We start from the raw sequence: 26,444 nt of genomic DNA, 5'->3' as shown, positions 1-26,444 counted from the left end.
AGTCGGCAGTCGGCAGTCGGCAGTCGGCAGTCGGCAGTCGGCAGTCGGCAGTCGGCAGTCGGCAGTCGGCAGTGAAGGCATCCCGCACTCGCACTGCGCCGTCCATCCCCTCGACATGTTCCCTCCCCCCTTGTGGGGGAGGGTCAGGGAGAGGGGTGTGCGCGGCCTCCACCGCCGCACCGGCGGACGTGTCGCTCACCCCTCTCTCCAACTCTCCCCCTCGAGGGGGGAGAGAGAACGGCGGGCTTCCGTGCCAATCGGGCGGGAACCGAGGGCGATGGGGTTCCGTGCCGGACGAGGGGCGTGTGCAGAACGATCGCGCGCCTGGACGCGAGTGTCGCGCCGAGCATCACCGTCGCGAGGCCCTACTGCCGACTGCCGAAGCCCGACTGCCTACTGCCGAAGCCCGACGGCCGACCGTCCCCTTCACCTCAACTCGAACAGCTTCCTGAATATCCCCGGCGCGATCACGCTCAGCGGGTTGACGCCGAGTTTCGGGTCGTCGAGGGGGCCGGTGAGGCGGAAGGAGACGCCGAGGAGACCGGCGCGGCCGCCGGCGAAGACGGTCTGGCCGAGGAGCGGGATCTTGCCGATCAGGCTGTCGAGGCTGCTCGCCGGCAGGTAGGTGCCGCCGAGGCTGAGCACGTCGCGGCGGAAGTCGACGTCGCCCTGCAGCGACAGGCCGGCGCTGGCGGCACGCACGACGCCGTCCTCGATGCCGAGCCGACCGTCGGCGAAGGTGATGTCGGCGAGGAGGCGGCCGATGTCGGCGGTCGACAAGCCTTCGGTCGGGCCGTCCTGCGCCGCCGTCGACAGCCGCGCCAGCGCCGGTTCCTCGACGATGCGCCAGCGCGAGCCGTCGAGGGAGGCGCGCAGCACGCCGGCGTCGTCGATCGAGCCGGTGACCGTGGCGCGGCCGCCGAAGACCCGGCCGTAGACGTCGAGGAACCGCAGCACGCGGCCGACCTCGCCGACCTCGACGCTGATGCGCCGGCCGGCCTCGAACGGGGTCAGCGTCGCCGAGGTGGCGCCGCCGCCGGCGGTCTGGGCGGTCACCGACAGCGCCCGGACGCTGCCGCCGGCGAGGCGGGCGGAGAGGTTGACGCCCGAGAGCCGCTCGTCGCCGAAGCCGGTGACGGCGTCGATCGAGACGTCGAGGTCGAGGTCCGGCCCGCCGCCGGAGCCCTCGTCGCCGCCGGCGTCGTCGCCGGCCTTCAGCTGGCGGCGGATCAGGGCGCGGCCGTCGAGGGAACGCCCGGCCACGGTGGCGACGAGCCGGCCGTCGCGGCGGGAGAGTTTCATCGAGAGATCGTCGCCGGCGGCGAAGCGCAGCGTCGAGAGCACGCCGCGCTGCACCTCGCCGTCGCCGTCGAGCAGGATCGAGCCCTCGACCGCGGCCGGCCCGGCGCGGAACGCGAGGTCGTCGATCTCGGTGCCGCCGCGCGCCTCCACCAGCGTGAACACCAGCGTCCCCGGCTTGCCCTTCGGCTTGGCGAAGCCGACGGCCGGCAGGTCGACCGCCGCCTTGGCGAGGTCGACCGAGATCTTGCGGCGGCGCGCGCCGCCATCCGACGGCACGGTCTCGACGGCGACGTCGACCACCCCCGACACCATCTCCGGGAACGGCAGGCCGAGCTTGCGCCGCGCCGCGGCGTCGAGCGTCATCCGGACCACCGAGGAGCCGGGCTTGCCGGCGTCGAGCGGTTCGGAGAGGTCGATGTCGGCGGAAACGCCGTCGACCATGGCCTTGCCATGGATCCGCGCGACGCCGCCGCCGACGTCGACGGTCAGCTGGCCGTCGCGGAGCGCCCGGCCCTCGATCGGTTTGGCGAGATCGACATCGGAGAGCGCGATCCGGCCCTGGTAGGTGACCTGGTCGGCGCGCAGGTCCCGCACCAGCGGCAGCGTCAGGTCGACGTCGGCGACCGCCCGGCCGGCGACGTCCTCCGGGGCGAGGTCGAGCGCGGCGCCGTCGCCGAGCGGCAGCCGTTTCCACAGCGCCAGCGTCGCCGGGCCGTCGCCCTCGAGATGGACGCGCACGGCGCCGTCGGGCGGGTCCTTGGAAACGAGTGGCACCGTGAAGGTGGCCGGACCGATCGCCATCGTCCGGCCGTTCTCGAGGTCGACGACGCCGCTGGCGAGCGCGATCTCGAAGCGGTCGTCGGCGTAGCGGCCGGTACCGACGGCGTCGCGGATGAAGGGGCCGTCGTCGAAGGAGCGGAAGGCGAGGCCGGAGAAGCGGAAGTCCAGGGTGGCGCGCGCGTCGGTGCGCGCGGTCGCCGAGAGCGCGTCCGCCGTGACGGTGACGTCGACCGCGGCGTCGGAAATCGTGCCGGCGACCACGTTCTCGACCACCCAGCGCCGCGCGTCCTTGGCGACCATCGGCGGCCAGATCGACTTCAGCGTCGCCACCGGCATCTCGGCGAAGGCGCCGGAGACGGCACCGGCGAGGCCGCCCGCGCTCTGCGACAGCCGCATCGCCGCGGCGAAGCGGGTGCCTTCGCCGGTGACGGAGAACTCGTCGATCGAGAGCAGGTGCTGGCCGGGATCGTAGCTGCCGGCGGTGACGGCGTCGGCGCTGGTGCCGTCGTCCTCGCTGGCGCGCGCGGCGAGGCGGAAGGTCCAACGCCGGTCGGCGGCGGTCGGAGGCCGCACGGTGCCGCCGACGAGGGCGTGGGCGGTCTCGAGGCGCACGGTCGACGGCGCCACCTCGATGGTGCCGGTGTCGGCGTCATAGGTGATGCCGACGCGGCTCTGGTTCGGCAGCAGCGCCTCGCCGCCGTCGGCGGGCTCGACCGGCCCGAACACCACCTCGCCGCGCGCCTCCAGCACGGCGCCGTCGGCGGCGATGCCGACCGTGCCGGTCAGCGACACCGGGCCGCCGAAGGCGGGGGCGTCGTCGCCGGCCATGCCCTGGACGTCGGCGATGTCGAGGCCGCGGGTGCGCAGCGTCATCCGCCGCGCCACCCGGTCGTCGCCGGGGCCGATCGAGGCGGTGATCGCCCAGGAGCCGCGGGCGCCGCCACCGGCGAGCGTGGCGGTGACCGCGCTCTCGTCGGCGGCGTCGGCGTCGACCGCGACGGCGTCGAGGATGGTGTCGGGCGCGCCGTCGGCGCCGGGGCGGCGCAGCGTCAGCGAATCGATCTCGGCGTGGGCGACGCCGGTCTGCTGCAGCACGCCGTCGAGGGCGGCGAGGATGCCGGGCACGCTCGGCGGCGGTCCCCCGCCGCCGCCGGTGACGTCGGCGAGCACGTGGTCGGCCTCGATCGACGTCAGCCGAATCTCGCCGCCGGTCAGCGCGCCCCAGACGGTGGCGATCTCGAGGGTGTCGATCGAGACGGTGCCCGACTCGGGCACGCCGACGTGAATGTCGCGCAGATGGACGACCGGCGCGAAGGTCTCGTCCAGGGACAGCCCGACGACGCCGACGGCCGCCGTCGCGCCGGGGCCGAGCCGCGCCGCCACCTCGGCCGAGACGCGGCCGGTGCCGACGGAGGTCCAGATCGGCCCGGAGAGCAGGCGCGCCACAAGGACGCCGGCGCCGACCACGAGGAGCGCCAGCAATGCGACGACGGTCCAAGCGAGGCGACGGCCGCGCCGGCGGGGGCGCGGCGACACCGGCGTGGCCGCGGTCGCGAGGTCGTCGTGTTCGGAATCCATCCAGCCTCGCCGGTTCCTCGTCCAACCACCCGTGCAATCCGGCATGGGCGAGTCTACCAATCGCCGTCCCGCCGCGCCATCACCGCGCCGTGGATCCGCCCGCGCCTCGCTTGCGTAGATCCTCCGGCCGGTGCGACAAGCGACGTCGGCCGGAACGACCCGGGCACCCGAGGAGACGAAGGACACCATGATCACGGAAGGCAGCGTCGCCCCCGACTTCACGCTCCCGACCGACGGTGGCGGCACCGTCGCACTCTCGGCCTTCGCCGGACGGCCGGTGGTGGTCTATTTCTACCCGAAGGACGACACCTCGGGCTGCACCAAGGAGGCCATCGGCTTCTCCTGTCTGGCCGACGAATTCGACGCGATCGGGGCGGTGGTGATCGGCATCTCGCCCGACGGGGTCAAGAGCCACGAGAAATTCCGCGCCAAGCACGAGCTCAAGGTCGTCCTCGGCGCCGACGAGGAGCGCAAGGCGATCGAGGCCTACGGGGTGTGGGTCGAGAAGTCGATGTACGGCCGCGCCTACATGGGCGTCGAGCGCTCCACCTTCCTGATCGGGCGCGACGGCAAGGTCGCCAAGGCATGGCACAAGGTGAAGGTGCCGGGCCACGCCGAGGCCGTGCTCGCCGCCGCCAAGGCGCTCTGAGGTGACCGCGGTGGACGACCCGGGCCCGACGGAGGCCGACGGCGCGACGCTCTACGAACGGGCGCGCGCCATCGTCGCCACCGCCGACCTCGAGGCCAAGACCGCCCTCGCCTACCGCACCGCGCACGACTGGTTCGCCCGCCGCCTCGCCCGCGGCACCGCCCTGACCGGCCGGCCGATGCCGGCGCGGCCGGGGCGCCCGGAGCGGCCGATCCTGGTGCCGCCGAGCGAGATGCCCCGGCGCACCCGCGGCGGCGGGGCCGGAGCCGGCAAGCTCGCGCTGGTCCACGCCCTCGCCCACATCGAGCTCAACGCGGTCGACCTCACCTGGGACCTCGTCGGCCGCTTCGTCGACGCCGAGGTGCCGCGCTCCTTCTTCGACGACTGGGTCCAGGTCGGGCTCGAGGAGGCCAAGCACTTCCGCCTGCTCGACCGCCGCCTCGGCGAACTCGGCGCCGCCTACGGCGACCTGCCGGCCCACGACGGCCTCTGGCAGGCGGCCGAATCGACCGGCCACGACCTCACCGCCCGCCTCGCGGTGATTCCCCTGGTGCTGGAGGCGCGCGGCCTCGACGTCACGCCGGGCATGGCCGACAACCTCCGCCGCAACGGCGACGACGACACCGCCGCCATCCTCGACGTGATCTACCGCGACGAGAAGCGCCACGTCGCCTTCGGCTCGAAATGGTTCCGATTCCTGTGCGACCGCGAGCGCCGCGCCCCGGAACCGACCTTCCACGCCCTGGTCCGCACCTGTTTCCGCGGGGCGCTGAAGCCACCGTTCAACGACCGCGCCCGCGCCGAGGCCGGCCTGACCCCGGGCTTCTACAAACCGCTCGCCCGCATTTCCGGCTGACGGCGGCGTAGACTTCGCGATGCGGCTAAACCTTCGTTAACCCTAACGGTTCCTAATTGCCCAAGAACTGTTCAGGGTGATCGGGAGCGTCGCGCGGATCATGGCCAGAGCCAGGGATGAGGACCGGTATCGCAAGCGTGCCCCGGTCCGCCGCATCGTCCTCATCAGCGGTGACGCCACGCGGACCTTCACGGTCCGGCCGTGGGTGGCGGCGACGGTGGCGACCCTCGGGGCCGCCCTCTCGGTCGCCTTCCTCGGCGCCACCGCCTATCTCGTCTTCCGCGACGACCTGATCGACACGGTGCTCGCCCGCAACGCCGATCTCCAGCAGGCCTACGAGGACCGCATCGCCTCGCTGCGCGCCGAGATCGACAAGATCGCCAGCCGGCAGATCCTCGACCAGGTCGCCTACGACGAGAAGGTCGAGCGGCTGCTGTCGGCCCAGCGCAGCCTCGGCGACCGCCAGCGCGCGGTGTCCGAGCTGATCGAGAAGGCGCGCGCCTCCGGCCTGATCGGTGACGACGACCACGCCGACGCCGGTTCGACCGCCCCCGCCGCCCTCGGCTACGCGCCGAGCGCCGAGGCATCGGCCGCCGCGTCCTTCCGTGGCCTCGAGGCCGATCCGATCGTCACCGGCTCCGCCGCGCCGCTGACCGATTCGGAGGGCAAGGTCGACGTCGCCGCCGTCGGTGCCGAGATCGCCGCCCTCGACGCCGCGCAGGCCCGCACGGTCCGCACCATCGCCGCCGCCGCCGAGGCGCGCGCCGACGAGGTCATCCGCGTCGTCGGCCGCCTCGGCGTCACGCTCGCGGTCGCCGCGCCGACAAAGGCGGACGCCTCCGACGCCCTCGACGCCGTCGGCGGGCCCTTCGTGCCGCTCGGCAGCGCCGAGGCGCTGGCGTCCGCCATGGCCGACGCCTCCCAGGCCTTCGACACCCTCGGCAAGGTCCGCGGGGCGGTGGCACGGCTGCCGCTGGTGGTGCCGATCGAGGGCGCCGACCGCACCTCGAACTTCGGCTCGCGCACCGATCCGTTCCTCGGCTCGGTCGCCTTCCACGCCGGCATCGACTTCCGCTCGCCCTCCGGAAAGGCCGTCGAGGCGACGGCGCCCGGCCGGGTGGTCAACGCCGGCCCGACCGGCGGCTACGGCAACATGGTCGAGATCGACCACGGCCGCGGCCTTTCCACCCGCTACGCCCACCTGTCGCAGATCGACGTCGAGGTCGGCCAGGAGGTCCGCCGCGGCACCGTGATCGGCGAGGTCGGCTCGACCGGCCGCTCGACGGGCCCGCACCTGCACTACGAGACCCGCGTCAATGGCATCGCCGTCAACCCCGAGACCTACCTCTCGGCCGGCGACCGCATCCGCGCCATCCTGCGGTAGGGGCGGGACGGTCTCGACACGTCATCCGGATCGGTGGGCCGAACGGCAGGACACCGCCACGCCAAATGCAAAACGGCCCTCCCTTGCGGGAGGGCCGAACGCTTCTCGGACCCGCGAACGCGACCGTCAGTCGACGTCCTTGATCTCCAGCGGCTGCTTGCCGAAGGCGCGCTGAGCGAGGGTCGCCTCCATGAAGCCGTCGAGGTCGCCGTCGAGGACGTCGCCGGGCGCGGTGCTCTCGACGCCGGTCCGGAGGTCCTTGACCAGCTGGTAGGGCTGCAGGACGTAGGAGCGGATCTGGTGGCCCCAGCCGATGTCGGTCTTGCCGGCGGCGTCGGCCATCGCCTTCTCCTCGCGCTTCTTCAGCTCGACCTCGTAGAGGCGGGCTTTCAGCATCTGCCACGCCGTGGCGCGGTTCTTGTGCTGCGAGCGCTCGTTCTGGCACGCCACCGCGATGCCGGTCGGCAGATGGGTGATGCGCACGGCCGAATCGGTGGTGTTGACGTGCTGGCCGCCCGCGCCCGACGACCGGTAGGTGTCGATGCGCACGTCGGCCTCGTTGACTTCGATGGCGATCTTGTCATCGACCACCGGGTAGACCCAGACCGAGGCGAACGAGGTGTGCCGGCGGGCCTGGCTGTCGAAGGGAGAGATGCGCACGAGGCGGTGCACGCCCGACTCGGTCTTCAGCCAGCCGTAGGCGTTGTGGCCCTTGATCTGGATGGTCGCGCTCTTGATGCCGGCCTCTTCGCCGTCGTGCATCTCGAGCACCTCGACCTTGTAGCCGCGGCGCTGCGCCCAGCGGGTGTACATGCGCAAGAGGATGTTCGCCCAGTCCTGACTCTCGGTGCCGCCGGCGCCCGAGTTGATCTCGACGTAGGCGTCGTTGCCGTCGGCCTCGCCGGAGAGCATCGACTCCGTCTGCTGGTGGACGACCTCCTTGGAAAGCTCGCGCAGCATCGCCTCGGCGTCGGTCACGACGGTATCGTCGCCTTCCATCTCGCCGAGCTCGATCAGCTCCAGATTGTCACCGAGCTCGCGCTCGAGCTTCAGGTAGCCGTTGATGCGCGATTCCAGATCGGTGCGCTCGCGCATGATCTTCTGCGCGCGCTCCGGGTCGTTCCAGAGGGTGGGATCCTCGACGAAGCCGTTCAGCTCGGCCATGCGCTGCTGGGAGGCATCCCAGTCAAAGATGCCTCCTCAGCAGGGCCATACCCTGCCTGATCTCGTCGACGATGGCCTCGGTCTCGGCTCTCATGGGAGAGATCCTTGTCGCTGAGGTGACGTTCGGGCCGGCCGGGGTCGTCGGGCCCCGCCACCCGCCGCGGCGGACGTCCGACGCGGCGGGCGGAACATAGGGTCGGGACCTCGCGGTGTAAACCTCCGGCCGGCCCGCCCGGCGGACACGGGGACCGCCGGGCCTTCGTCGTCGAGCCGGCTCAGTTCCCGCAGGACGCCGCCGGGCTCCCATGGGCACGGCCGAGGCCGCAGCGCAGGCCGACGAGGTTGGCGACCGCCGCGGCGTTCGCCGCAACCGGCGCGGCGCCGGAGGCCGCGGCCGGGAAGTCCGGCAGCGGCTTCTGGTAGAGCCAGGCGTCGAGCAGCGGACGCACCGACTGGTCGCCGCTGACGAGCACGGCGGTGTCGATGAAGTCCTGGGTGTCGACCGCCTGGCCGCGGAACCAGGACGCCCAGCTCTTCAGGATCTGGAAGAACACCTTGTCGCCGACCTTCTGGCGGAGCGCGTAGAGCGTCAGGCCGCCGCGCACGTAGGTGCGGTTGGAGAAGATCTCCTCCGGGCCGTCCACCACAGCCGGGCCGAGCGCCTTCTGCTTGGCGTAGTCGTAGAGGCCGGCCATGGCCGCGTCGAACGCGGCGGGATCGTTCCGGTTCGGCCACAGCGTCTCGATGTAGGTGGCGAAGCCCTCGGCGAGCCAGAGGTCCCGCCATTCCTGCACCGAAACCGAATCGCCGAACCACTGGTGCGCCAGCTCGTGCACGACGATCGACTCGTCGGCCGCGCCGGTCGGGAAGGTCGACATCGCCTGGGTCTCGAGCGCGTAGTAGAGCGCCGGGTCGTCGACGGTCACCGAGCCGTAGGAGGCGTAGGGATAGGGCCCGACCAGCGGCTCCAACCACGTGATCATCGCGGCCGCCTTCAGGTAGCCCTTGACGTCGGCGGGCTTGGTGGCGGCGGTCGCGTAGACCCGCACCGGCCGGCGGCCGGCCATCGCGGTCGAAAGCTTGAACTTGTTGACGTGCACGGTGGCGAGCCACGTCGTCATCGGCTGCGGCATCGACCAGACGAAGGTGCGGCGCGCGCCGCGGTCGATCACGTCGACGAGGTCGCCGTTGGCGACCGCGGTGAACGGCTCGTCCACGGTGATGCGGAAGCGGAAGGCGGCGCGGTCGGTCGGCTCGTCGTTGGCTGGGTAGAAGGTCGACGCGCCGACCGGCTCGCTGAGGGCGTAGGGCGCCGACTTGTAGTGCATCCAGCCGAGCACGTAGTCCGGGTCGCCCGGCGCGGTCGGATCCTGGATCGGCGTCGGCGTGCCACCGTAGCGCACCTCGACGCGGGCTGTGTTGCCCTTGCGCACCGGGAAGGGCGAGGCGACCTTCAGCTTGTCCGCGTCGCGCGAGAACTTGGCGGCGACGCCGTCCACCTTCACCGACGACACGGTGAGGCCGGCAAGATCGAGGGTGAACACGCCGAGCTGGCGTTCGGCGACCACCGTCAGGGTGGCGACGCCGGCGATCGTGTTCTTGGCCGGGTCGACGTCGAGGGCGATGTCGTAGCTCTGGACGTCGTAGCCGGTGTTGCCGAAGGTCGGGAAGAACTCGTCGTTGGCGAGCGCGGGCGTCGCCGCGAGGACGGCGCCGACGAGCGCGGCCGAGGCGTGGTGTCTGGTCATGGGACCCTCCGGTTGGACCGGAGGAAGCTAGACGCAAGTTCGGGATCGGGAAATCCCCGGACGCGGGAAATCGCGTCCGATGGTTGCCGGTCGCCCCGGCGGGCATCGGCGCCGTCGTCGACAAGCTCCGGCGGAGTTGCTACCACCGTGCCGCCCCGCCGCATCCATCCCGGAAGTCGTCCATGAAGGTCCTCGTCGTCGGTGCCGGCATCGCCGGCCTCTCCACCGCCTGGGCGCTCACCCGCCGCGGCGTCCAGGTCGAGGTGTTCGAGCAGGGTCCGGTGCCCTGCCCGGTCGCGACCTCCTACGACGAGCACCGCATCACCCGCCACGCCTACGGCGAGATGCACGGCTACGCCCGGCTGATGCCGGCGGCGTTCCAGGTCTGGGACGCCCTGTTCGGCGACATCGGCGCCCGCCATTTCGAGCCGATGCCGGTGGTCGTGGTCCAGCGCGAGGACGTGCCCTGGCTGAACGCCTCGCTCGCCGACCTCGACGCCCTCCACGTCGGCTGGCGCGAGCTGCCGCTCGCGTCTGTGCCCGCGCGCTATCCGATGCTCGAGACCGCCGGCCTTTCCCGCGTCGTCGAGACCGACGGCGGCGGCGTGCTGTTCCCGATCCGCATCCTGACCGACCTCGTCCGCACGCTCGCGAACCGCGGCGTCGTCTTCCATCCGCGCCACAAGGTGACGGCGATCGACGCCGAGCGCGGCACCGTCACCGTCAACGGCCGCGAATTCTCCGGCGACCACGTGGTGATCGCCGCCGGTGCCTGGCTGACCAAGCTGGTGCCGGATCTCGCGCCGGTCACCGTGCCGTCGCGTCAGGCCGTCGCCTTCCTCGCCCCCCCGACCGATCTCGCCCGCGCCTGGGCCGACGCGCCGGTGTTCATCGACATCGGCAAGGACAGCGGCACCTACACGCTGCCGCCGCGCCCCGGCACCCGCCTCAAGGTCGGCGACCACGAGTTCTCCCGCTCGGGCGATCCAGACGGCGACCGCGAGGGCACCGACGCCGACGTCGCGCGGCTGATGACGGCGGCCCGCCTCGCCTACCGCGACTTCGACCGCTACACCATCCTCGAGCGCAAGGCCTGCTTCTACACCGTCACCGAGGACGAGGCGTTCCACGTCCGCGCCCTCGGCGCCCGCGCCACGGTGCAGTCGGCCTGCTCCGGCCACGGCTTCAAGCTGGCGCCGCTGATGGGCGACGGCATTGCCCGCAGCCTCACCGGCGCCGCGCCGGCCGGCGACCTCGCCGCCTGGGCCGCCGGGCGGACCTGACCGCACGAAGAGAAAATCGAGCTTTGCCAGCCTGTTCCGCGCACTTCTTCAGTGCGCGGTGCAGACCATGCAGGGGTCGAACGAGCGCACCACGTGCTGCACCGCCACCGAGCCGGCGCCCTCGGCGCCGACGACGGTGCCTTCCAGCGCGCCTTCGAGCGGGCCGGGCACGCCGGCGGCGTCGCGCGGGGAGAAGTTCCAGGTCGTCGGCGCCACGATCTGGTAGTGCGAGAGCTTGCCGCCGCGGACCGCGATCCAGTGGCCGAGCGCGCCGCGCGCCGCCTCCACCAGCCCCTCGCCGACGCCGTCGGTCGGCAACCGGCCGTCGGCGCAGAACGGCGCCGACGGATCGAGCGAAGACACCCAGCCCTCCATCGCCGGCAGGAGCCTCGCGATCTCGACCATGCGGGCGAGGATGCGCGTCGTCACCCGCGAGCCGCCGTCCCGGGCGAGCAGCGCCCGGATCAGCGGCTGGCCGTCGACCGCCTGCCGGGCGAGCGCGCCGACCTCGGCCGGCCGGCCGCCGAGCCGCGGCGCCTTGGCGAAGGAATAGCCGTCGGCCTTGTCGACGTCCGGCACGGTGTCGCCGCGGGCCGGGTGGACCGCGCCGGCGCCGCGCATCGAGGCGTGGGTGACGTCCTCGGCGATGCGGTCGGGATCGAGCGGTGCGAAGCCGGTCGCCGCGTCGAACGAGCCGGCGGCGAACAGCGGGCCGCCGTCGCCGTGATAGGCGCCGAAGCTCGCCAGCGGCCCCGGTCCCGGCCCGAGCCGGTCGAGGCCGACGTCGGCGGCGATGCGCAGGAAGGCCGGCAGATCGCCGCGTCCGGCCTCGGCGTAGGCGGCGAGCGCGTCCGGCGTCGCGATCGCGAGAAAGGCGTCGAGGCCGGTGCCGATCACGGTGCGCTCGAAGAAGCCGCGGAGGTCGCGCAGGATCGCCCGGAGCCGCATCCGCGCGCCGAGGTCGAGCGTGCGCGTGGTGCCGCCGGGCTGGAAGGCGAGGCTGTGCGGCCACTTGCCGGCGACGAGGCCCATGATCTGGAGGAGCCGGGCCCGCGCCGGCAGGAACTCCTCGGCCGCCGTGCCCGACACCGCCGCGTAGCGCGTCGCGGCCGCCTCGTACCAGGATCGGCCCGCGTAGACCGGCCGGGTGAAGTCCGGCATGAAGAACACGGCGAAATGGGTCAGATGGTCGGCGATGTTCTCCGCCGCGTGGGCGAGGTTGGCGGCCAGCACCCCGTTCGACTCCGGCTCGACGCCGCCGAGCGCCCGGAGCGCCGCCACCGCCGCCATCGACTGCGACACCGAGCAGATCCCGCAGATCCTCGGCGCGATCACCAGCGCGTCGCCGGCGGGACGGCCGACGAGGATCTGCTCGAAGCCGCGGTAGAGCGGCGTCGACACCCGGGCCGAGGCGACGACGCCGTCCTCGACGTCGAGCGTCACTTCGAGGTCGCCCTCGACGCGGTTGAACGGCCCGACCACCAGACGCGTCATCGACCGCCCTCGCCGCGGCCCGGCGGCACCACGACCCGGTCGGCGCGGGCGTTGTCGCGCACCCGGCGCGGCGTCGCCGACTTCGACAACGCCGCGAGCGCCACGAACCACGCCTTCGGCATGTCGAGCGGCAGGCCGACCGGGATGCCGGCCACCTTCGGCGTCGCCAGATAGCCGCGGATGTCCTCGAAGGCCGGCGCGGTGCAGGCGACGCAGGCGTAGCCGGCGTCGGTACAGCTGCCGCCGCCGTTCCAGGCGCGCTGGTTGCAGTCGCCGACCGCCTGGGTCGCCTTGCAGCCGAGGTGCTCCATCAGGCAGCCGCGGTCGGACGGCCGCTCGGCGCTGGCCTTGAACTCGTAGAACTCGTTGCGGCTGCAGCCGTGGTGGGCGAGGTGGTCGGCGTAGAAGCGCGGCCGGCCGAAGGCGTCGAGGTCGCGGGCGGAGAGGTCGCCGGCGGCGAGCGCGGCCAGCGTCTCCATGATCCAGCCCGGATGCGGCGCGCAACCGGCCACCGACACCACCGGCAGGCCAAGGCGCGAGCGGTAGCCGGCGCCGAGCACGCCGCCGGGGGTCTCCTTGGTGAAGACCAAGCCGCGGGCGTCGGTCGGGTCCGGCCCCGCGGCCGGGATCCCGCCGAAGGCCGCACAACTGCCGACCGCCACGGTCACGCCCGCCCGCGGTGCCAGCGCCCGCACCCAGTCCATCATGGTGCGTTCGGTGCCGGCGAGCCGGTTGAAGCGGCCGGTGCCGTTCGGCCCGCACAGGATCGAGCCCTCGACGCAGAGGATGTCGAGCGGCCGCGCGCCGTCCTCGACCGCGACGAGGATGTCGCGCACCTCGGCGCCGGTCTCGAGGCTCGCGGAAGGGTGCCAGAGAAGATCGATGCCGGCGTCGTCGAGCGCCCGGAACCATCCGCGCGCGCCCTCCTCCAGCACCGCCATGGTGCAGCCGCCGCAACTGCCGGCCTGGAGCCAGAGGAGTGTCGAACGGGTCATCTCGGGCACGCCGCGTCGGGGATTCAACGGACACGGAGCCTAGCAGCCGCCGCGACCGCTGTCATACGCGCCGATCGGCGGGGGCCGGGACGCGCCCAATCGTTTCCGGCGCAAATCGAAACCGCCCAAGGCATTGATGTCATTCGATTTGCCACCATCGGGTCCCGGATGGGGCACCGATCGTGGCAAATCCTTTGCAATCAAACACTTGGCGCGAGAATCCGAGCTCGCCCGCCCCTCACCACCACGGCGTCGGCGACGGCGTGCCGGCGGCTTCCTCGATCACCCGGCCGATGGTGAACAGCGTCTCCTCGTCGAACGGGCGGCCGATCAGCTGGAGGCCGAGCGGCAGGCCCTCGGACGAGGTGCCGGCGGGGACCGCGAGGCCGGGCAGGCCGGCCATGTTCACCGTCACGGTGAAGACGTCGTTGAGATACATCTCCACCGGATCGCCGCCGCCCTTCTCGCCCTGGCCGAAGGCCGCGGACGGCGTCGCCGGCGTCAGGATGGCGTCGACGCCATTCGCGTAGGCGAGTTCGAAGTCGCGCTTGATCAGGGTGCGCACCTTCTGGGCGCGCAGGTAGTAGGCGTCGTAATAGCCGGCCGAGAGCACGTAGGTGCCGATCAGGATGCGGCGCTTGACCTCGGCGCCGAAGCCGGCGGCCCGGCTCTTCTCGTACATGTCAACGATGTCGTCGCCGGGCACGCGCAGGCCGTAGCGCACGCCGTCGTAGCGGGCGAGGTTCGACGAGGCCTCGGCCGGCGCGACGATGTAGTAGGCCGGCAGGGCGTATTTCGTGTGCGGCAGCGAGATGTCGACGATCTCGGCGCCGGCCTCGCGCAGGATGGCGATGCCGCGTTCCCACAGCGCGTCGATCTCGGCGGGCATGCCGTCGAGGCGGTATTCGCGGGGAATGCCGATCTTCAGGCCGCGGACGCCCTTGCCGACGGCCGCCTCGTAGTCGGGCACCGGCCGGTCGACCGAGGTGGTGTCCTTGGGGTCCACCGAGGCCATCGAGCGGAGGAGGATCGCGGCGTCGCGGACGGTGCGGGCGATCGGGCCGGCTTGATCCAGCGAGGACGCGAAGGCGACGATGCCCCAGCGCGAGCAGCGGCCGTAGGTCGGCTTGATGCCGACGGTGCCCGTGAAGGCGGCCGGCTGGCGGATCGAGCCGCCGGTGTCGGTGGCGGTGGCGCCGAGGCAGAGCCGCGCGGCGACCGCGGCGGCCGAGCCGCCCGACGAGCCGCCCGGCACCAGCGTGGCGTTGGAACCGGCGCGCCGCCAGGGGCTGGCGACCGGGCCGTAGTAGGACGTCTCGTTCGACGAGCCCATGGCGAACTCGTCCATGTTGAGCTTGCCGAGCATCACGGCGCCGTCGGCCCAGAGGTTGGCCGAGACGGTGCTCTCGTAGGTCGGCCGGAAGCCGTCGAGCACGTGGCTGCAGGCCTGGGTGTGGACGCCCTCGGTGGCGAACAGGTCCTTGATGCCGAGCGGGATGCCCTCGAGCGCCCCGACCGTGCCGGCGGCGCGGCGCGCGTCGGAGGCCTTCGCCATGGCGAGGGCGCGCTCCGGCGTCTCCACCACGTAGGCGTTGAGGACGCGCGCGCGCTCGATGGCGGCGAGATAGGCCTCGGTCAGCTCGAGCGCGGTGAAGTCGCCGGCGGCGAGGCGGTCGCGGGCTTCGGCGAGGGTGAAGGCGGTGAGGTCGGTCACGAGATCCGGTCCCGTCGGCGAGGTGTCTGGCAGGGGCGGCGAAGGCGGCGCGGGCGGCGGGCGCCGCTCACTCGACGACCTTCGGCACGGTGTAGAAGTCCTGGTCGGAGACCGGGGCGTTGGCGAGCACGCGCGCCGGATCCGCCCCCTCGGTGACCACGTCCTCGCGCATGCGCATCGACATGGAGACCACCGAGGTCATCGGCTCGACACCCTCGACGTCGACTTCGCCGAGCTGCTCGACGAAGCCGAGGATCGAGTTGAGTTCGTGCGTCATCCGCTCGGCCTCGTCGTCGCTCACCTTGATGCGCGCGAGGCGGGCGACGCGGCGGACGGTGGCCGTATCGACGGACATGGATCTCTCGACCTCTTCTCTGCATTCGCGATGTTCGCGGCCGTATAGCAGAGCCGCGCCCCACGCGCCAACGTCCAGGCGACACGGCCGCACGGCAGGATACGGGTACATTTGACCGTCTTGCCGGCCCGGGAAACGCCGCGCTAAGGATCTGTGCACACGATGGTGGACAACTGGTGGCGCCACCACCCGAATCAGCGTCGAACGAGATCCCCCGAGGGCCCATGCACATCGTCGTCGTGGACGGAAGCCGCACGGGAGTGCTCTACGTCCAACAGATCCTCGAGCCGCGCGCCGAGGACGTCGTGATGTTCACCGACGGCAAGATGGCGCTCGACTACATCCGGGCGACACCGGAGGTCGAGGTCGTCGTCACCGGCCTCGAGCTGACCGGGATCTCCGGTACCGAGCTCTGCTGGGAACTGCGCCTGCTCGCCAACGCCGGTCGGCCGATCTACGTGATCGCCATGTCCGCCAATGCCGACGCCCAGCATCTGATCGGCGTGCTCGACGCCGGTGCCGACGACTTCATGTCGAAGCCGCCCAAGGCCAACGAACTCAGCGCGCGCCTGCGCGTCGCCGAGCGGACATTGAAGATGCAGCGCAGGCTGATCGAACTCGCCACCATCGACAGCCTGTCGGGCCTCTTGAACCGCCACGCCTTCCGCGAGCGCGCCCACGGCGCCATCACCGCGATGGGCCGCGACGGCTGCACGTCGCTGATCGTGTTCGACATCGACCACTTCAAGAGCATCAACGACAGGTTCGGTCACTCCTGCGGCGACGCGGTCATCAAGGCGATCCGCAGCTTGAAGATCCCGCCGGACACCTTCCTCGGCCGCATCGGCGGCGAGGAATTCGCGCTGATGCTGCCGGACCTGCCGCTCGACGGTGCGCTCTCGGTGGCCGAGCATCTGCGCCAGCAGATCGAAGCCATGGCGATCGATGCCGTGGGGCACCGCATTTCGTGCACGGCGAGCTTCGGCGTCGCCACGATGGCCTTCGGCGGCAGTGCCGGCGACCTCTACCGCCGCGCCGACACCGCGCTCTACGAGGCCAAGCACACCGGCCGCAACCGCGTCTGCGCGGCCCCGCCGGAGCGGGGCCGCGGCTGACGGCGTCAGGCCATCAGCGAGCCGCCGGGGGCGAGCACCTTCACGCGGCCCGCCTGGTCGCCCATCGCCTCGACGAAGACGTCGGCGGTGGGATCGAGCAGCGGGAAGGTGCCGTAGTGGCACGGGATCACCGTCTCGAACGAGAAGAAGCGCCGGCAGGCGTGGGCCGCGACCTCGCCGCCCATGGTGAAGCGGTCGCCGATCGGCACGATGCCGATCCGCGGCCGGTGCAGTTCGTCGATCAGCGCCATGTCGCCGAAGATGTCGGTGTCGCCCATGTGGTAGAGCACCTTCTCGCCGGCCGCCTTCAGGATCACGCCGTTGGGGTTGCCGAGGGCGTGCGAGATGCCGCCGACCTGGGTCGCCGACGAGTGCAGCGCGTTGACCATCGTCACCGAGAAGGCGCCGAGCCGCACGGTGCCGCCGGTGTTCATCGGCTCGAAGCGCGACAGTCCGAGACCGCCGAGATAGCCGCAGATGTCGGCGTTGGCGACGACGACGGCGCCGGTCCTCTCGGCGATCGGCGCGGTGTCGCCGAGGTGGTCGCCGTGGCCGTGGGTCAGCACCACGTGGGTCGCGCCCGCCGTCACGTCCTCGACCTTGCCGGCGAAGGAGGGATTGTGGCTGAGGAAGGGGTCGATCAGGACGACCGCGTCGGCGTAGTCGATCCGGAACGCCGAGTGTCCGTACCAGGTGATCTTCACGTCTCGTCTCCCGCGCTGTCGCGGGCGCCTCGTCCACCCGCGCCGGTCAATCTAGGGATCCCGCGGCGCGGGAAAAGGGAAAACCGCTCGCCCGCTGCGGCGAATTGCCGGGCTTTCGATGCCGTGCAGGTCAACTGAACCCTTTCGCCGGCGTGCCGTTTCGGGCTAGTCTTGCTGCAACGCACAAGAGCGACGCCATGATCGGACTGCCCTTCCCCTGGCTCGGCCTGCTCGGAACCACCCCGGACGAGCCGCGCCCGCGCGCCGACGAGACCTACGCCGGCGACCGCACGGTCGAGGCGCAGGTGGTGGCGGAGGTCGCGAGCTTCGGCAAGCAACTCGGCATTCTCGCAGAGGCCGTGCTCGAGATCGCCGACGAGCGCCAGGGTGCGGGGGTCGAGCGCCTGCGCTCGATCGTGACCCGGGTCGAGACCATCAAGGCCCACCACGCCCGCAGCCTCGAGGACCGCGCCGAGGAGGCTTTCGGGGCGCTCGCCGCCGCCGATCCAGCCGCTGCGTCGCGCCTGCTCTCCAGCCTCGAGCGCCGGCTGATCCCGCCCGAGTCCGAGCCCGCCGACCGGGACGACGCCGCCGCGTGACCGGCCGGCCGCCGCGTGCTACGCGGTGACGATGACCACGTCCCCGTCCGCCGATCCGATCGCCTTCGTCGCCGCCCTGCCCGCCGGCACCCGCCTGCTCGGCCTCGATCTCGGCACCAAGACCATCGGCCTCGCGCTCTCCGACGTCGGCCGCCGGATCGCCTCGCCGCTCGAGACGATCGCCCGCGTCAAGTTCGGCAAGGACGCCGAGAAGCTGCTGGCGATCGCCGCCCGCCACGAGGTCGGCGGCCTGGTGATCGGGCTGCCCGTCAACATGGACGGCAGCGAGGGGCCGCGCTGCCAGTCGACCCGCGCCTTCGTGCGCAACCTCGCGCCGCTGACGCCGCTGCCGGTGTTCTACTGGGACGAACGGCTCTCCACCGCCGCGGTCACCCGCACGCTGATCGAGGCCGACACCTCGCGCCGACGCCGCGGCGAGGTGGTCGACAAGCTCGCCGCCACCTTCATCCTGCAGGGCTTCGTCGACCGCCTTAACGTCGCCGAACGCGCCGAGGACCTGCGCCGGCTCTGATCCCCCCGCCCGATTCGCCTGCTACCGATCACATTTTCATGAAAGCCGCCGTCGTCGCCGATCCGCCCCTTTCCAGGCGGCGCGGCGATGCTAGCCTTTTCATGCATCGGCGATTCACCAGGGGGCGCCCGGCGCCTCCGCCTCCCGGAGGGAAGCATGCGGACATTGCTCGCGGCCGCGACGGTGCTGACGATCCTCGCCTCCCCGGTCCTCGCCGACGAGGCGGCGGACGTCCGGGCGGTGATCGACCGCCAGATCTCCGCCTTCCGCAGCGACGACGGCGCCGCGGCATGGTCGCTGGCGACGCCGCGGCTGCGCGAGATCTTTCCGAGCGCCGACGTCTTCATGGGCATGGTCAAGAGCGGATACGCTCCGGTCTACCGGCCGAAGTCGGTCACCTTCGGACGCTTCCAGGCGGTGCCGGGCGGCTTCGCCCAGGAAGTCTTCGTCGTCGGCCCCGACGGCGACGGCTACACCGCGCTCTACCTTCTCGAGACCCAGCCCGACGGCAGCCTGCGGATCGCCGGCTGCAAGCTGGTCAAGGCCGCCGGCACGGCGGCCTGACGCGCGTCAGCCCTCGCCGCGCCGCCAACCGTCCTTGGTCTCGGCGACGTAGTCGGCGTAGCGGCCGGCCTCGATGGCGTCGCGCGCGCCCTGCATCAGGCGCTGGTAGTAGTCGACGTTGACCCAGGTCAGCAACATGGCGCCGAGCGCCTCGCCGGTGCGCACGAGGTGGTGCAGATAGGCGCGGCTGTAGTCGCGCGCCGCCGGGCAGGACGATTCGGGATCGATCGGCCGGGGATCGTCGGCGTGGCGGGCGTTGCGGAAGTTGAGCTTGCCGAAACGGGTGTAGGCGAGGCCGTGGCGGCCGGCGCGGGTCGGCATCACGCAGTCGAACTGGTCGATGCCGCGGGCGACGCTCTCGAGGATGTCGTCGGGGGTGCCGACGCCCATCAGGTAGCGCGGCTTGTCCACGGGCAGCAGCGGCTCGACCACCTCGATCATCGCCAGCATGACCGCCTGCGGTTCGCCGACCGCGAGGCCACCGACCGAATAGCCCTCGAACGGCATCGCGGCGAGCGCCCGCGCGCTCTCGGCGCGCAGCGCCGGCACGTCGCCGCCCTGGACGATGCCATAGAGCCCCTGCCCCTTGCCCGGCCCGCCCATCGCCTCGAAGGCGCGGCGCGACCGGTCGGCCCAGCGCAGCGACAGCCGCATGCCACGCTCGACCTCGGCCGGCGGCGCCGGCAGGCGGACGCATTCGTCGAGCTGCATCTGGATGTCGGAGCCGAGCAGGCCCTGGATCTCGATCGAGCGCTCCGGCGTCAGCTCGTAGCGGCGGCCGTCGATGTGGCTCTGGAAGGTGACGCCGGTCTCGTCGAGCTTGCGGAGCTGGGCGAGCGACATCACCTGGAAGCCGCCGGAGTCGGTCAGGATCGTGTGCGGCCAGTTGGCGAAGCGGTGCAGGCCGCCGAGGGCGGCGACCCGCTCGGCGCCCGGGCGCAGCATCAGGTGGTAGGTGTTGCCGAGCACGACGTCGGCGCCGGTGGCGCGGACGTCGTCCATGAACATCGCCTTGACGGTGCCCTGCGTGCCGACCGGCATGAAGGCCGGGGTGCGCACCACGCCGTGCGGCGTCGTGATCTCGCCGCGGCGGGCGGTGCCGTCGGTGGCGAGCAGGCGGAACGAGAACGGACGGGCGGCGGATTCCCCGCCGTCCGCCCCGGTCGTGTCTTCGGTCATCGAGATCCCGTCCGTGGTCGGCCGAGCGCGCCCGTCACGCCGCCGGTGCCGCCGACCGCGGCTTCAGCTCGAAGGTCTCGACCCCCGTCGCCGCCGCCACCGCGCCGGTGCCCATCGCCGGCCCGCCGTCGATCGGCTTGACCTGGTTGATGTTCGCCTTGCCCCACCACTTCAGCTCCACGCCGAGGGCGTCACCGAGCTTGTATGGCGCATCCGCCGCGGCGATGTCGAGTTCCAGGAACTTCGGATCGTCCTTGAAGAAGTGGCGGACGGCGGCGAAGTGGTTCTCGATCCAGGTGATCAGCTGCTCGTCGTTGCCGCCGTAGCCGGCCGGCAGGCCCGGGATGTCCGACTGCTTGATGCGCTGGCGCAGATCGCCCCAGCGACGGATGCTGTCGGCGGTCAGACGCGGCTCGCGGTAGTTCAGGATGAACACGCATTCCGGATGGTAGCGGCGGATCTGACGCAGCACCGCGAAGTCCAGGTTCGGCCAGAAGTTGAGCTTTTCCTTGGGCAGGCAGACGTCGGCCTGCGTGATCGCGGCGAAGTTCTCGAGACCCGCGAGCGGATCGATGCCCGCGAAGAGATTGCGGTAGATGATCTGACCGACGTAACCCTTCGTCGTCTTCCAGTGAGCCGACCGCATGCCGGAAGCCGCGAGCGCCTTGTCGATGCTCGTGGTGCCCGACTTCGGAAAACCGACGACGAAAGCCTTCATTGCCAAATCCTTTCTGTTCGCGGGAATGAACTCGCCTCGAAACCGTGCGCGAAGGAATATCGCAGTCGCGAAGGTCAGGGAACCTCAAAATGGAGATGCTTTCGCCCTGGCCGCGCGAACACCCCGCCGAAACGCAATTCCATTCCCCGACACGGGTCGGCAATGACCGGTGGGCATGCCATCGGCGCGCGTCGGCGTCGGCTCGCCGGTGGGCCGCGGCATGGTCTCGGCGACGTGGCGGCACGGCCGGCGCCGGTTCGGCGGCCGCGCGAACGCGGGCGCCGGAACGCGTCCGGGGTTTGCGGCGAGATGGCGATCCGCGAGGCGCCGTTCCGTCAGCGCGGATCGGCGCGGTGGTCGGCGAACAGCGCGGCGATCGTGTCGGCGTCGACGTCGCGCCGGCGCACGAACAGCGTCAGCTCGCCGGTCTCGGCGATCGGCCGCAGCACCGTCTCGACGACGTGGTAGTGCGGGCGGGGCCGGTAGTTGTGGATCGCGACCACGGCGTCGGCCGCCATGGCGCCGGCGACCATCGCCGCACAGGCGACACGGAACCGACCATCGATCAGGAAGAAGTCGACGTCGGGCGTGATCCGGTTCGCGAGGCCGAGGTGATAGTTGTCGAGGTGGTTCTGCTGCTTGCTGGTCGGAAACCCCCAGGCGCCGACCGGACCGATGTCGGCGTGCAGCAGTTCGAAGCTCCCCGGACCGGCCCCGATCTCGCCGCGCACCTTCTCGATCATGGCGGGATCCGAATGGGCGGCGACCAGGCTGCCGCGGACGACGCCGCGGGCGAGGATGGTCTTGCCGCCCATGCCGAACTCGAGCACGTTGGTCGCGACCCTGAGGGCCGACAGGAACAGCTCCAGTTCGGCCGCGGTCAGGCCCGGGGCGGTGTTCGGCGCGGGCTTCCCCTTGGCCTTCGGCTTGGCCGCGATCGCGGCGCTCAACGTCGAGGCGTCTTCGTCCGGCAGGCGGGAGAACGGAACTTCGAGACCGTAGGGCGCGAACAGCGGCGCGAGGTCGACCTCGTGCTTGGAGAACTGGGCGTAGTACTCCTGCGGCGTCATGAAGAAATACTTGATGAGATGGCCGCCGGCGCCGTTGTAGTCGCGCAGCGTCGCCGGCTCGAAGTCGCGAACGCGCTGCGCCAGCTTCAACCGCGCCCGCCCGAGCGTGTCGGCAAAGGGGCGGTTGTGGAAGTGCATGATGCCGAGCCGGCCGCGGTGGATCAGTTCGGCGTCGACGAGGTCGCGGCGGTTGGCGTGGTCGTAGAGGTGGAGGCCGAGGTCGAGCTTGACCGGAAAGTCCGAGCGCAGGCCGACCTTGTACTGGTGGGCGTGGTGGCCGAACGTCGAGCCCGGCTCGTTCCAGATCGCCGCCAGGAGGCGCGATACCTGCTTGCCGCTGTCGAGGAACTCCTGCAGCTCGGCCTCGATCGCGGCCTTGTCCGAGGTCGGCTGGCGGTCGTCGAAGCGGACCAGGAACTCGTCGGCGTCGAGCGGAAAGCAGATGTCGAACCGACGGCAGCGTTCGGCGATGATCCGGCTGATGATCTCGCCCTTGCGCTCGAAGTCGCGCGGGCTCGGATTGTGGAAGATCTTGGCGCCGGCGCGCGCGGCGTTGCCGAGGACGTCGAGGGTGTAGGGGTCGGTCGAGCCGTTGTCGACGATGTGAAGGCCGTCGGTACCGAACAGCTGGCCGTGATAGGCGATCCAGCTCTCCAGTAGCCGCCCCTCGTCCTTCTGCATCGTGAGTACGGCAACACGCATTCGATCGCTCCTCGTCCGCTCCGGGCCTCGCGCGGCAGGTTTCCAACGCGCTCTATATCCGCCCGGTTCGGAGACGACAAGGATCGGCCCGGTCACGTGGTGCGACCCTGCTATACTTCCTTGTCCGACATGAACGAAGAAAGTCCGCCGCGTCACCGGCGCACAATATTCATTCGTCCGGCGTTCGACCTTGCCGGCCCGGCAGCAGAAGCGAGCCGTCGCCGTAGGAATAGAAGCGGTAGCCCGTCGCGATGGCGTGGGCGTAGGCCGCGCGCATCCGCTCCAGCCCCGCGAAGGCCGACACCAGCATGAACAGCGTCGAGCGCGGCAGGTGGAAATTGGTGACGAGGCCGTCGACCGCCCGGAACCGATAGCCGGGCGTGATGAAGATCTCGGTCGCGGCGGCAAAGGGGCGAATCGTGCCGTCGGCGTCCGCCGCGCTTTCGAGCAGCCGCAGCGAGGTGGTGCCGACCGCGATCACCCGGCCGCCGCGGGCCCGCGCCGCGTTCAGCGCCGCTGCGGTTTCGGCGTCGACGTGGCCGATCTCGGCGTGCATGCGGTGGTCGGCGGTGTCCTCCGCCTTGACCGGCAGGAAGGTGCCGGCGCCGACGTGGAGCGTGACGAACCGGCGCTCGACGCCGCGGGCGTCGAGCCGCGCCATCAGTTCCGGCGTGAAGTGCAGGCCCGCGGTCGGGGCCGCGACCGCGCCCTCTTCGCGGGCGTAGACGGTCTGGTAGTCGGCCCTGTCGCGGGCGTCCTCGGGACGGCGGGCAGCGATGTAGGGCGGCAGCGGGATGTGACCGACCGTGGCGATCGCGGTGTCGAGGTCGGGGCCGGAGAGGTCGAAGGCGAAGGTGGTCTCGCCGTCCTCGCCGCGCTCGGCGACGGTGGCGTCGAGCGCGCCGGCGAGGCAGGCCGGCGCGCCGCCCTCGCCCGCCTGTGCGCCGAAGGCGACGCGGTCGCCGACCGCGAGCTTGCGCGCGCCCTTGACGAAGGCCTTCCAGCGGTCGGGCCCGACGCGCATGTGCAGCGTCGCCGAGATCGCCACGGGGGCGGCGCCCTCGCGCAGGCGCAGGCCCGCGAGCTGGGCCGGGATCACCTTGGTGTCGTTGAAGACGAGCACGTCGCCCGGGCCGAGCAGGTCCGGCAGGTCGCGGACGACGTGGTCGACGAAGCCGCCGTCCGGCGGCACCAGCAGCAGCCGTGCGGAATCCCGCGGCGAAGCCGGGCGCAGCGCGATCGATTCGGGCGGCAGGTCGAAGTCGAAGAGGGAGACGTCCATGGCCGACGAGTAGCGCGGGCCCGGGCGCCTTGGCAACGCCGCCGGGCGGAAACGGAACGGGGCGGCGGCGACCGTCCGGTCCGCCGCCGCCCCGTCCGACGGGATCGGATGTGCGAAGGGTCAGGCCGGGATGTCGGCCGCGACCTTCATCGACACGATCTTGTCGGGATCGCGCACGGGCTCGCCGCGCTTGATCTTGTCGACGTTGTCCATGCCCTCGATCACCTTGCCCCAGACCGTGTACTGGCGGTCGAGGAAGCGGGCGTCGTCGAAGCAGATGAAGAACTGCGAGTTGGCGCTGTTCGGGTTCTGCGCGCGGGCCATCGAGGCCGTGCCGCGCACGTGCGGCTCGGCGTTGAACTCGGCCTTGAGGTTCGGGTACTTCGAGCCGCCGGTGCCGGTGCCGTGCGGGCAGCCGGTCTGGGCCATGAAGCCCTCGATCACGCGGTGGAACACGATGCCGTCGTAGAAGCCCTCGCGGGCGAGCTTCTTGATGTGGTCGACGTGGCCCGGGGCGAGGTCGGGCCGCATCTCGATGACGACGCGGCCCTTGGTCGTCTCCATGACCAGGGTGTTCTCGGGATCCTTGATGTCGGCCATGACGGCCCTCCTTCTCAAGTCGGTTTCGTTCGTGCCCGCGGCCGTCACTGGCCGAGGCGCATCGAGACGATCTTGTCCGGGTTCGCCGGCGGCTCGCCGCGCTCGATCTTGTCCACGGTCTCCATACCTTCGACGACCTCGCCCCACACGGTGTACTGGCCGTCGAGGAAGCCGCCGTCGGCGAACATGATGAAGAACTGCGAGTTGGCGCTGTCCGGGTCCTGGGCGCGGGCCATTCCGACGGTGCCGCGGGCGAAGTGGGCGCGCGAGAACTCGGCCGGGATGTCCGGCAGGTCCGAGCCGCCGGCACCGGTGCCGGTGGGATCGCCGGTCTGGGCCATGAAGCCCTCGATGACGCGGTGGAAGACGATGCCGTCGTAGAACTTCTGCGACACCAGCTTCTCGATCTGCGCCACGTGCTTGGGCGCGAGGTCCGGCCGGAGCTTGATGACGACGCGGCCCTTGGTGGTCTCCATCACCAGCGTGTCCGCGGCCGAGGCGGCCACGGGCGCCACGGCCATCAGGAACAGGGCGGCCAGGGCCGCGGCGAGGGTCTTTAGCAAGGCGTTCCTCCCAGTCTGGCGCCGGCGCCGATCAGCGCGGCGTCCGGTAACGGTCCACGAGGCGCTCGGCCACCAGGGCCGGGACGAAGGCCTCGACCGGTCCGCCGAGCGCGGCGATCTGGCGGACGAGGCTGGAGGCGATATGGCGCACGTCCGCGGCGGCGGCGAGGTAGACCACGTCGATTTCCGGCGCCATCGCGCCGTTCATGCCACCCATCTGGACCTCGTAGTCGAAGTCGGTGACGCTCCTGAGGCCGCGCACGATCGCACCCGCGCCGGCGGCGCGGGCGGCGTCGACGACGAGCCCGTCGAAGGTCGCGACCTCGATGGTGCGGCCGGTCTCGGCGGCGATCGGGGCCACGAGCGCGCGCAGCATCTCGACGCGCTCCTCGGGGGTGAACACCGCGGACTTGGAATGGTGGGCGCCGACCGCGATCACCAGCCGGTCGAACAGCCGGGCGGCGCGGCGCACGACGTCGAGATGGCCGAAGGTGGCCGGGTCGAAGGAGCCGGAATAGAGCGCGGTCGTCATGGCCGGAAGGATTAGCCGCATCGGCGCGACGTGGCAACAAGGGCGCGCAACCGTTCGGCAACAGGTCGTCAACCGATCGTAAACCCTACGCAAACCTCACCGGATTGCCCGACATTCGATTCAGGATCCGATAACCGAGCGGACCGAAAGTCGTCTCGTGGGGAGCGTTCCAGTAACCCCCGGAGGTCGAGACGATGGCGAAGACGGCGATACGCGGACTTGTCCGCGTGGCGATTGCGGCGGGTGTCGCCGCGGTGGCCCTTACGAACCTCGGCGCCGCCGAGTACGACTTCGCGCCGATCTCCAAGGACGACCGCGCCGCCTCGGTGGCCGACTGCCGCGGCGACGCCGGCGCCGCGACCGACGTGTGCGCGGGTGTGGCGCTGCCGCACACCGTGACCGAGGCCTACATGGTCATGCCCGGGCTGACCGTGGTCGAGCAGGTCGCCAACTGACGATTCCCGTCGTCCCGTAACCATAGGGTGGAACAAGGGCCGCGCTGCGACGTTGACATGGTGAAGCGTCGTCGCGCACCCGTGATTGGGACGTGTACGGGGAAACGACTATGGTCTTCTCGAAACCAGCCAAGAAGGGGGCCGACATGAGCCTCTTCCAGGAAGACGAAGACACCGACCTGCTGCCGGCCCCCGCCTCGGACCGTGGCTCCCTGCGTCCGCGCGCCTCGATGGCGCTGGTGACGATGGCCTGCGCCGTTTCGATCGGTTTCGCCCTGGTCGGCGCCGCCTACGCTGTGGACCGCGCCCCGGCCGGCGACGTCGTCGAGAAGGGCGACCTGATCGCCGCCGACCGCGCGAGCGCGCCGACGCTGACCCTCGAGGACGCCAACCTCGACGCCGGCTTCTCCAATCTCTACGCCCTCCCCGCCCGCAACTGAGCCGCCGGCGCCCCGGCGGGTCGATCGCTGAAGCGATCGCCGCGAAGGGTCTCATTTTATCGGCGCGCGTGCGCGGTCCGGCGACCA

25 protein-coding genes are annotated in these 26,444 nt (G+C 71.5%); 10 read left to right on the top strand and 15 right to left on the bottom strand.

Annotation, left to right across the window (positions count from 1 at the left end):
• Window positions 1–426: 426 nt before the first annotated feature.
• Complete coding sequence (locus tag EDD54_RS02700; protein WP_126536813.1) at window positions 427–3,660, bottom strand: AsmA-like C-terminal region-containing protein; 3,234 nt, start codon at window positions 3,658–3,660, stop codon at window positions 427–429.
• Between the two features lie 187 nt (window positions 3,661–3,847).
• Between EDD54_RS02700 and EDD54_RS02695 the strand changes: the two genes are divergently transcribed.
• The 3 genes from EDD54_RS02695 (at window position 3,848) to EDD54_RS23625 (ending at window position 6,549) form a co-directional block, all read left to right on the top strand.
• Window positions 3,848–4,309 carry a peroxiredoxin gene (locus EDD54_RS02695; protein ID WP_126536815.1) on the top strand — a complete coding sequence of 154 codons (462 nt, stop codon included), beginning with the start codon at window positions 3,848–3,850 and terminating at the stop codon, window positions 4,307–4,309.
• A 10-nt stretch (window positions 4,310–4,319) separates the two neighbouring features.
• On the top strand, window positions 4,320–5,165 hold the full coding sequence (locus EDD54_RS02690) for a ferritin-like domain-containing protein (RefSeq protein WP_208112140.1): 846 nt from the start codon (window positions 4,320–4,322) through the stop codon (window positions 5,163–5,165).
• Between the two features lie 100 nt (window positions 5,166–5,265).
• The gene (locus tag EDD54_RS23625) at window positions 5,266–6,549 is read left to right on the top strand and encodes a M23 family metallopeptidase (protein WP_126536819.1); all 1,284 of its coding nucleotides are present in this window, start codon (window positions 5,266–5,268) and stop codon (window positions 6,547–6,549) included.
• A 126-nt stretch (window positions 6,550–6,675) separates the two neighbouring features.
• Here EDD54_RS23625 and prfB read toward each other — a convergent pair.
• Together prfB and EDD54_RS02675 are read right to left on the bottom strand one after the other, a co-directional pair.
• A protein-coding gene (prfB, locus tag EDD54_RS02680; RefSeq protein WP_126536821.1) for a peptide chain release factor 2 occupies window positions 6,676–7,807 on the bottom strand; the annotation gives its coding sequence in 2 pieces (ribosomal slippage) (window positions 6,676–7,737 and window positions 7,739–7,807; 1,131 coding nt in all).
• A 181-nt stretch (window positions 7,808–7,988) separates the two neighbouring features.
• Window positions 7,989–9,461: a M1 family metallopeptidase gene (locus tag EDD54_RS02675; RefSeq protein ID WP_126536822.1), complete on the bottom strand. Its 1,473-nt coding sequence runs from the start codon at window positions 9,459–9,461 to the stop codon at window positions 7,989–7,991.
• A 182-nt stretch (window positions 9,462–9,643) separates the two neighbouring features.
• On the opposite strand from EDD54_RS02675, the gene EDD54_RS02670 reads away from it, so the two are divergent.
• Window positions 9,644–10,744 (top strand): NAD(P)/FAD-dependent oxidoreductase, encoded by a 1,101-nt coding sequence (locus EDD54_RS02670; RefSeq protein ID WP_133673948.1) that lies wholly within the window; start codon window positions 9,644–9,646, stop codon window positions 10,742–10,744.
• A 48-nt stretch (window positions 10,745–10,792) separates the two neighbouring features.
• Here EDD54_RS02670 and EDD54_RS02665 read toward each other — a convergent pair whose 3' ends face one another.
• From EDD54_RS02665 to gatC, 4 genes are all read right to left on the bottom strand, one after another.
• Complete coding sequence (locus EDD54_RS02665) at window positions 10,793–12,238, bottom strand: nickel-dependent hydrogenase large subunit (RefSeq protein ID WP_126536823.1); 1,446 nt, start codon at window positions 12,236–12,238, stop codon at window positions 10,793–10,795.
• Window positions 12,235–13,233 carry an NADH-quinone oxidoreductase subunit B family protein gene (locus tag EDD54_RS02660; protein ID WP_126536825.1) on the bottom strand — a complete coding sequence of 333 codons (999 nt, stop codon included), beginning with the start codon at window positions 13,231–13,233 and terminating at the stop codon, window positions 12,235–12,237. Before EDD54_RS02660 ends, EDD54_RS02665 begins: the two co-directional genes overlap by 4 nt.
• 238 nt (window positions 13,234–13,471) lie before the next feature.
• Window positions 13,472–14,947 carry an Asp-tRNA(Asn)/Glu-tRNA(Gln) amidotransferase subunit GatA gene (gene gatA / locus EDD54_RS02655; RefSeq protein ID WP_126536827.1) on the bottom strand — a complete coding sequence of 492 codons (1,476 nt, stop codon included), beginning with the start codon at window positions 14,945–14,947 and terminating at the stop codon, window positions 13,472–13,474.
• 67 nt (window positions 14,948–15,014) lie between these two features.
• Window positions 15,015–15,302, bottom strand: coding sequence for an Asp-tRNA(Asn)/Glu-tRNA(Gln) amidotransferase subunit GatC (gene gatC / locus EDD54_RS02650; RefSeq protein ID WP_126536829.1), 288 nt, complete (start codon window positions 15,300–15,302; stop codon window positions 15,015–15,017).
• Between the two features lie 224 nt (window positions 15,303–15,526).
• Between gatC and EDD54_RS02645 the strand changes: the two genes are divergently transcribed.
• Window positions 15,527–16,417: a GGDEF domain-containing response regulator gene (locus EDD54_RS02645; RefSeq protein WP_126536831.1), complete on the top strand. Its 891-nt coding sequence runs from the start codon at window positions 15,527–15,529 to the stop codon at window positions 16,415–16,417.
• 5 nt (window positions 16,418–16,422) lie between these two features.
• On the opposite strand, the gene EDD54_RS02640 is transcribed toward EDD54_RS02645, so the two are convergent.
• Entirely contained in the window at window positions 16,423–17,121 is a 699-nt protein-coding gene (locus EDD54_RS02640) for a metal-dependent hydrolase (protein ID WP_126536833.1), read from the bottom strand.
• 197 nt (window positions 17,122–17,318) lie between these two features.
• Between EDD54_RS02640 and EDD54_RS02635 the strand changes: the two genes are divergently transcribed.
• From EDD54_RS02635 to EDD54_RS02625, 3 genes are all read left to right on the top strand, one after another.
• On the top strand, window positions 17,319–17,720 hold the full coding sequence (locus EDD54_RS02635; protein ID WP_126536835.1) for a hypothetical protein: 402 nt from the start codon (window positions 17,319–17,321) through the stop codon (window positions 17,718–17,720).
• A gap of 31 nt (window positions 17,721–17,751) precedes the next feature.
• Complete coding sequence (gene ruvX / locus EDD54_RS02630; RefSeq protein WP_126536837.1) at window positions 17,752–18,252, top strand: Holliday junction resolvase RuvX; 501 nt, start codon at window positions 17,752–17,754, stop codon at window positions 18,250–18,252.
• Window positions 18,253–18,408: 156 nt separating this feature from the next.
• Window positions 18,409–18,816 (top strand): DUF4864 domain-containing protein, encoded by a 408-nt coding sequence (locus tag EDD54_RS02625; protein ID WP_126536839.1) that lies wholly within the window; start codon window positions 18,409–18,411, stop codon window positions 18,814–18,816.
• Between the two features lie 6 nt (window positions 18,817–18,822).
• Here the strand turns inward: EDD54_RS02625 and tgt are convergent, their stop codons facing one another.
• From tgt to coaD, 7 genes are all read right to left on the bottom strand, one after another.
• Window positions 18,823–19,995 carry a tRNA guanosine(34) transglycosylase Tgt gene (tgt, locus tag EDD54_RS02620; RefSeq protein ID WP_126536841.1) on the bottom strand — a complete coding sequence of 391 codons (1,173 nt, stop codon included), beginning with the start codon at window positions 19,993–19,995 and terminating at the stop codon, window positions 18,823–18,825.
• 34 nt (window positions 19,996–20,029) lie between these two features.
• A complete protein-coding gene (locus tag EDD54_RS02615) occupies window positions 20,030–20,713 on the bottom strand; it encodes a sulfotransferase family protein (protein ID WP_207620378.1) in 684 nt (227 codons plus the stop codon).
• 335 nt (window positions 20,714–21,048) lie between these two features.
• A complete protein-coding gene (locus EDD54_RS02610; protein ID WP_126536843.1) occupies window positions 21,049–22,485 on the bottom strand; it encodes a glycosyltransferase family 2 protein in 1,437 nt (478 codons plus the stop codon).
• A gap of 169 nt (window positions 22,486–22,654) precedes the next feature.
• Window positions 22,655–23,767, bottom strand: a complete 1,113-nt coding sequence (queA, locus tag EDD54_RS02605; RefSeq protein WP_126536845.1) for a tRNA preQ1(34) S-adenosylmethionine ribosyltransferase-isomerase QueA — start codon at window positions 23,765–23,767, stop codon at window positions 22,655–22,657.
• Between the two features lie 120 nt (window positions 23,768–23,887).
• Window positions 23,888–24,367: a peptidylprolyl isomerase gene (locus EDD54_RS02600; RefSeq protein WP_207620352.1), complete on the bottom strand. Its 480-nt coding sequence runs from the start codon at window positions 24,365–24,367 to the stop codon at window positions 23,888–23,890.
• Between the two features lie 44 nt (window positions 24,368–24,411).
• Window positions 24,412–24,888 carry a peptidylprolyl isomerase gene (locus EDD54_RS02595; protein ID WP_126541728.1) on the bottom strand — a complete coding sequence of 159 codons (477 nt, stop codon included), beginning with the start codon at window positions 24,886–24,888 and terminating at the stop codon, window positions 24,412–24,414.
• A 73-nt stretch (window positions 24,889–24,961) separates the two neighbouring features.
• Entirely contained in the window at window positions 24,962–25,462 is a 501-nt protein-coding gene (gene coaD / locus EDD54_RS02590; RefSeq protein ID WP_126536847.1) for a pantetheine-phosphate adenylyltransferase, read from the bottom strand.
• A 254-nt stretch (window positions 25,463–25,716) separates the two neighbouring features.
• Here coaD and EDD54_RS02585 point away from each other — a divergent pair, with 254 nt between their 5' ends.
• Window positions 25,717–25,917, top strand: a complete 201-nt coding sequence (locus EDD54_RS02585) for a hypothetical protein (protein WP_126536849.1) — start codon at window positions 25,717–25,719, stop codon at window positions 25,915–25,917.
• A gap of 146 nt (window positions 25,918–26,063) precedes the next feature.
• Window positions 26,064–26,357 carry a hypothetical protein gene (locus EDD54_RS02580; RefSeq protein ID WP_126536851.1) on the top strand — a complete coding sequence of 98 codons (294 nt, stop codon included), beginning with the start codon at window positions 26,064–26,066 and terminating at the stop codon, window positions 26,355–26,357.
• The last annotated feature ends 87 nt before the right edge of the window (window positions 26,358–26,444 follow it).

The sequence above is a fragment of the Oharaeibacter diazotrophicus genome (assembly GCF_004362745.1).
Lineage (GTDB): Bacteria > Pseudomonadota > Alphaproteobacteria > Rhizobiales > Pleomorphomonadaceae > Oharaeibacter > Oharaeibacter diazotrophicus.
The sequence above is the reverse complement of the archived record's forward strand: the minus strand, read 5'-3'. Positions and strand labels throughout refer to the sequence as shown.

Excerpts from the sequence above, each read along its gene's own strand:
- EDD54_RS02645 (WP_126536831.1), top strand. The coding sequence starts at position 15,527 with ATGCACATCGTCGTCGTGGACGGAAGCCGCACGGGAGTGCTCTACGTC.
- EDD54_RS02660 (WP_126536825.1), bottom strand. The coding sequence starts at position 13,233 with ATGACCCGTTCGACACTCCTCTGGCTCCAGGCCGGCAGTTGCGGCGGC.
- EDD54_RS02610 (WP_126536843.1), bottom strand. The coding sequence starts at position 22,485 with ATGCGTGTTGCCGTACTCACGATGCAGAAGGACGAGGGGCGGCTACTG.
- queA (WP_126536845.1), bottom strand. The coding sequence starts at position 23,767 with ATGGACGTCTCCCTCTTCGACTTCGACCTGCCGCCCGAATCGATCGCG.
- EDD54_RS02580 (WP_126536851.1), top strand. The coding sequence starts at position 26,064 with ATGAGCCTCTTCCAGGAAGACGAAGACACCGACCTGCTGCCGGCCCCC.
- EDD54_RS02600 (WP_207620352.1), bottom strand. The coding sequence starts at position 24,367 with ATGGCCGACATCAAGGATCCCGAGAACACCCTGGTCATGGAGACGACC.
- EDD54_RS02675 (WP_126536822.1), bottom strand. The coding sequence starts at position 9,461 with ATGACCAGACACCACGCCTCGGCCGCGCTCGTCGGCGCCGTCCTCGCG.
- EDD54_RS02695 (WP_126536815.1), top strand. The coding sequence starts at position 3,848 with ATGATCACGGAAGGCAGCGTCGCCCCCGACTTCACGCTCCCGACCGAC.
- EDD54_RS23625 (WP_126536819.1), top strand. The coding sequence starts at position 5,266 with ATGGCCAGAGCCAGGGATGAGGACCGGTATCGCAAGCGTGCCCCGGTC.
- tgt (WP_126536841.1), bottom strand. The coding sequence starts at position 19,995 with ATGACCGAAGACACGACCGGGGCGGACGGCGGGGAATCCGCCGCCCGT.
- EDD54_RS02665 (WP_126536823.1), bottom strand. The coding sequence starts at position 12,238 with ATGACGCGTCTGGTGGTCGGGCCGTTCAACCGCGTCGAGGGCGACCTC.
- coaD (WP_126536847.1), bottom strand. The coding sequence starts at position 25,462 with ATGACGACCGCGCTCTATTCCGGCTCCTTCGACCCGGCCACCTTCGGC.
- EDD54_RS02625 (WP_126536839.1), top strand. The coding sequence starts at position 18,409 with ATGCGGACATTGCTCGCGGCCGCGACGGTGCTGACGATCCTCGCCTCC.
- ruvX (WP_126536837.1), top strand. The coding sequence starts at position 17,752 with ATGACCACGTCCCCGTCCGCCGATCCGATCGCCTTCGTCGCCGCCCTG.
- EDD54_RS02595 (WP_126541728.1), bottom strand. The coding sequence starts at position 24,888 with ATGGCCGTGGCGCCCGTGGCCGCCTCGGCCGCGGACACGCTGGTGATG.
- gatC (WP_126536829.1), bottom strand. The coding sequence starts at position 15,302 with ATGTCCGTCGATACGGCCACCGTCCGCCGCGTCGCCCGCCTCGCGCGC.
- EDD54_RS02615 (WP_207620378.1), bottom strand. The coding sequence starts at position 20,713 with ATGAAGGCTTTCGTCGTCGGTTTTCCGAAGTCGGGCACCACGAGCATC.
- EDD54_RS02670 (WP_133673948.1), top strand. The coding sequence starts at position 9,644 with ATGAAGGTCCTCGTCGTCGGTGCCGGCATCGCCGGCCTCTCCACCGCC.
- EDD54_RS02700 (WP_126536813.1), bottom strand. The coding sequence starts at position 3,660 with ATGGATTCCGAACACGACGACCTCGCGACCGCGGCCACGCCGGTGTCG.
- EDD54_RS02635 (WP_126536835.1), top strand. The coding sequence starts at position 17,319 with ATGATCGGACTGCCCTTCCCCTGGCTCGGCCTGCTCGGAACCACCCCG.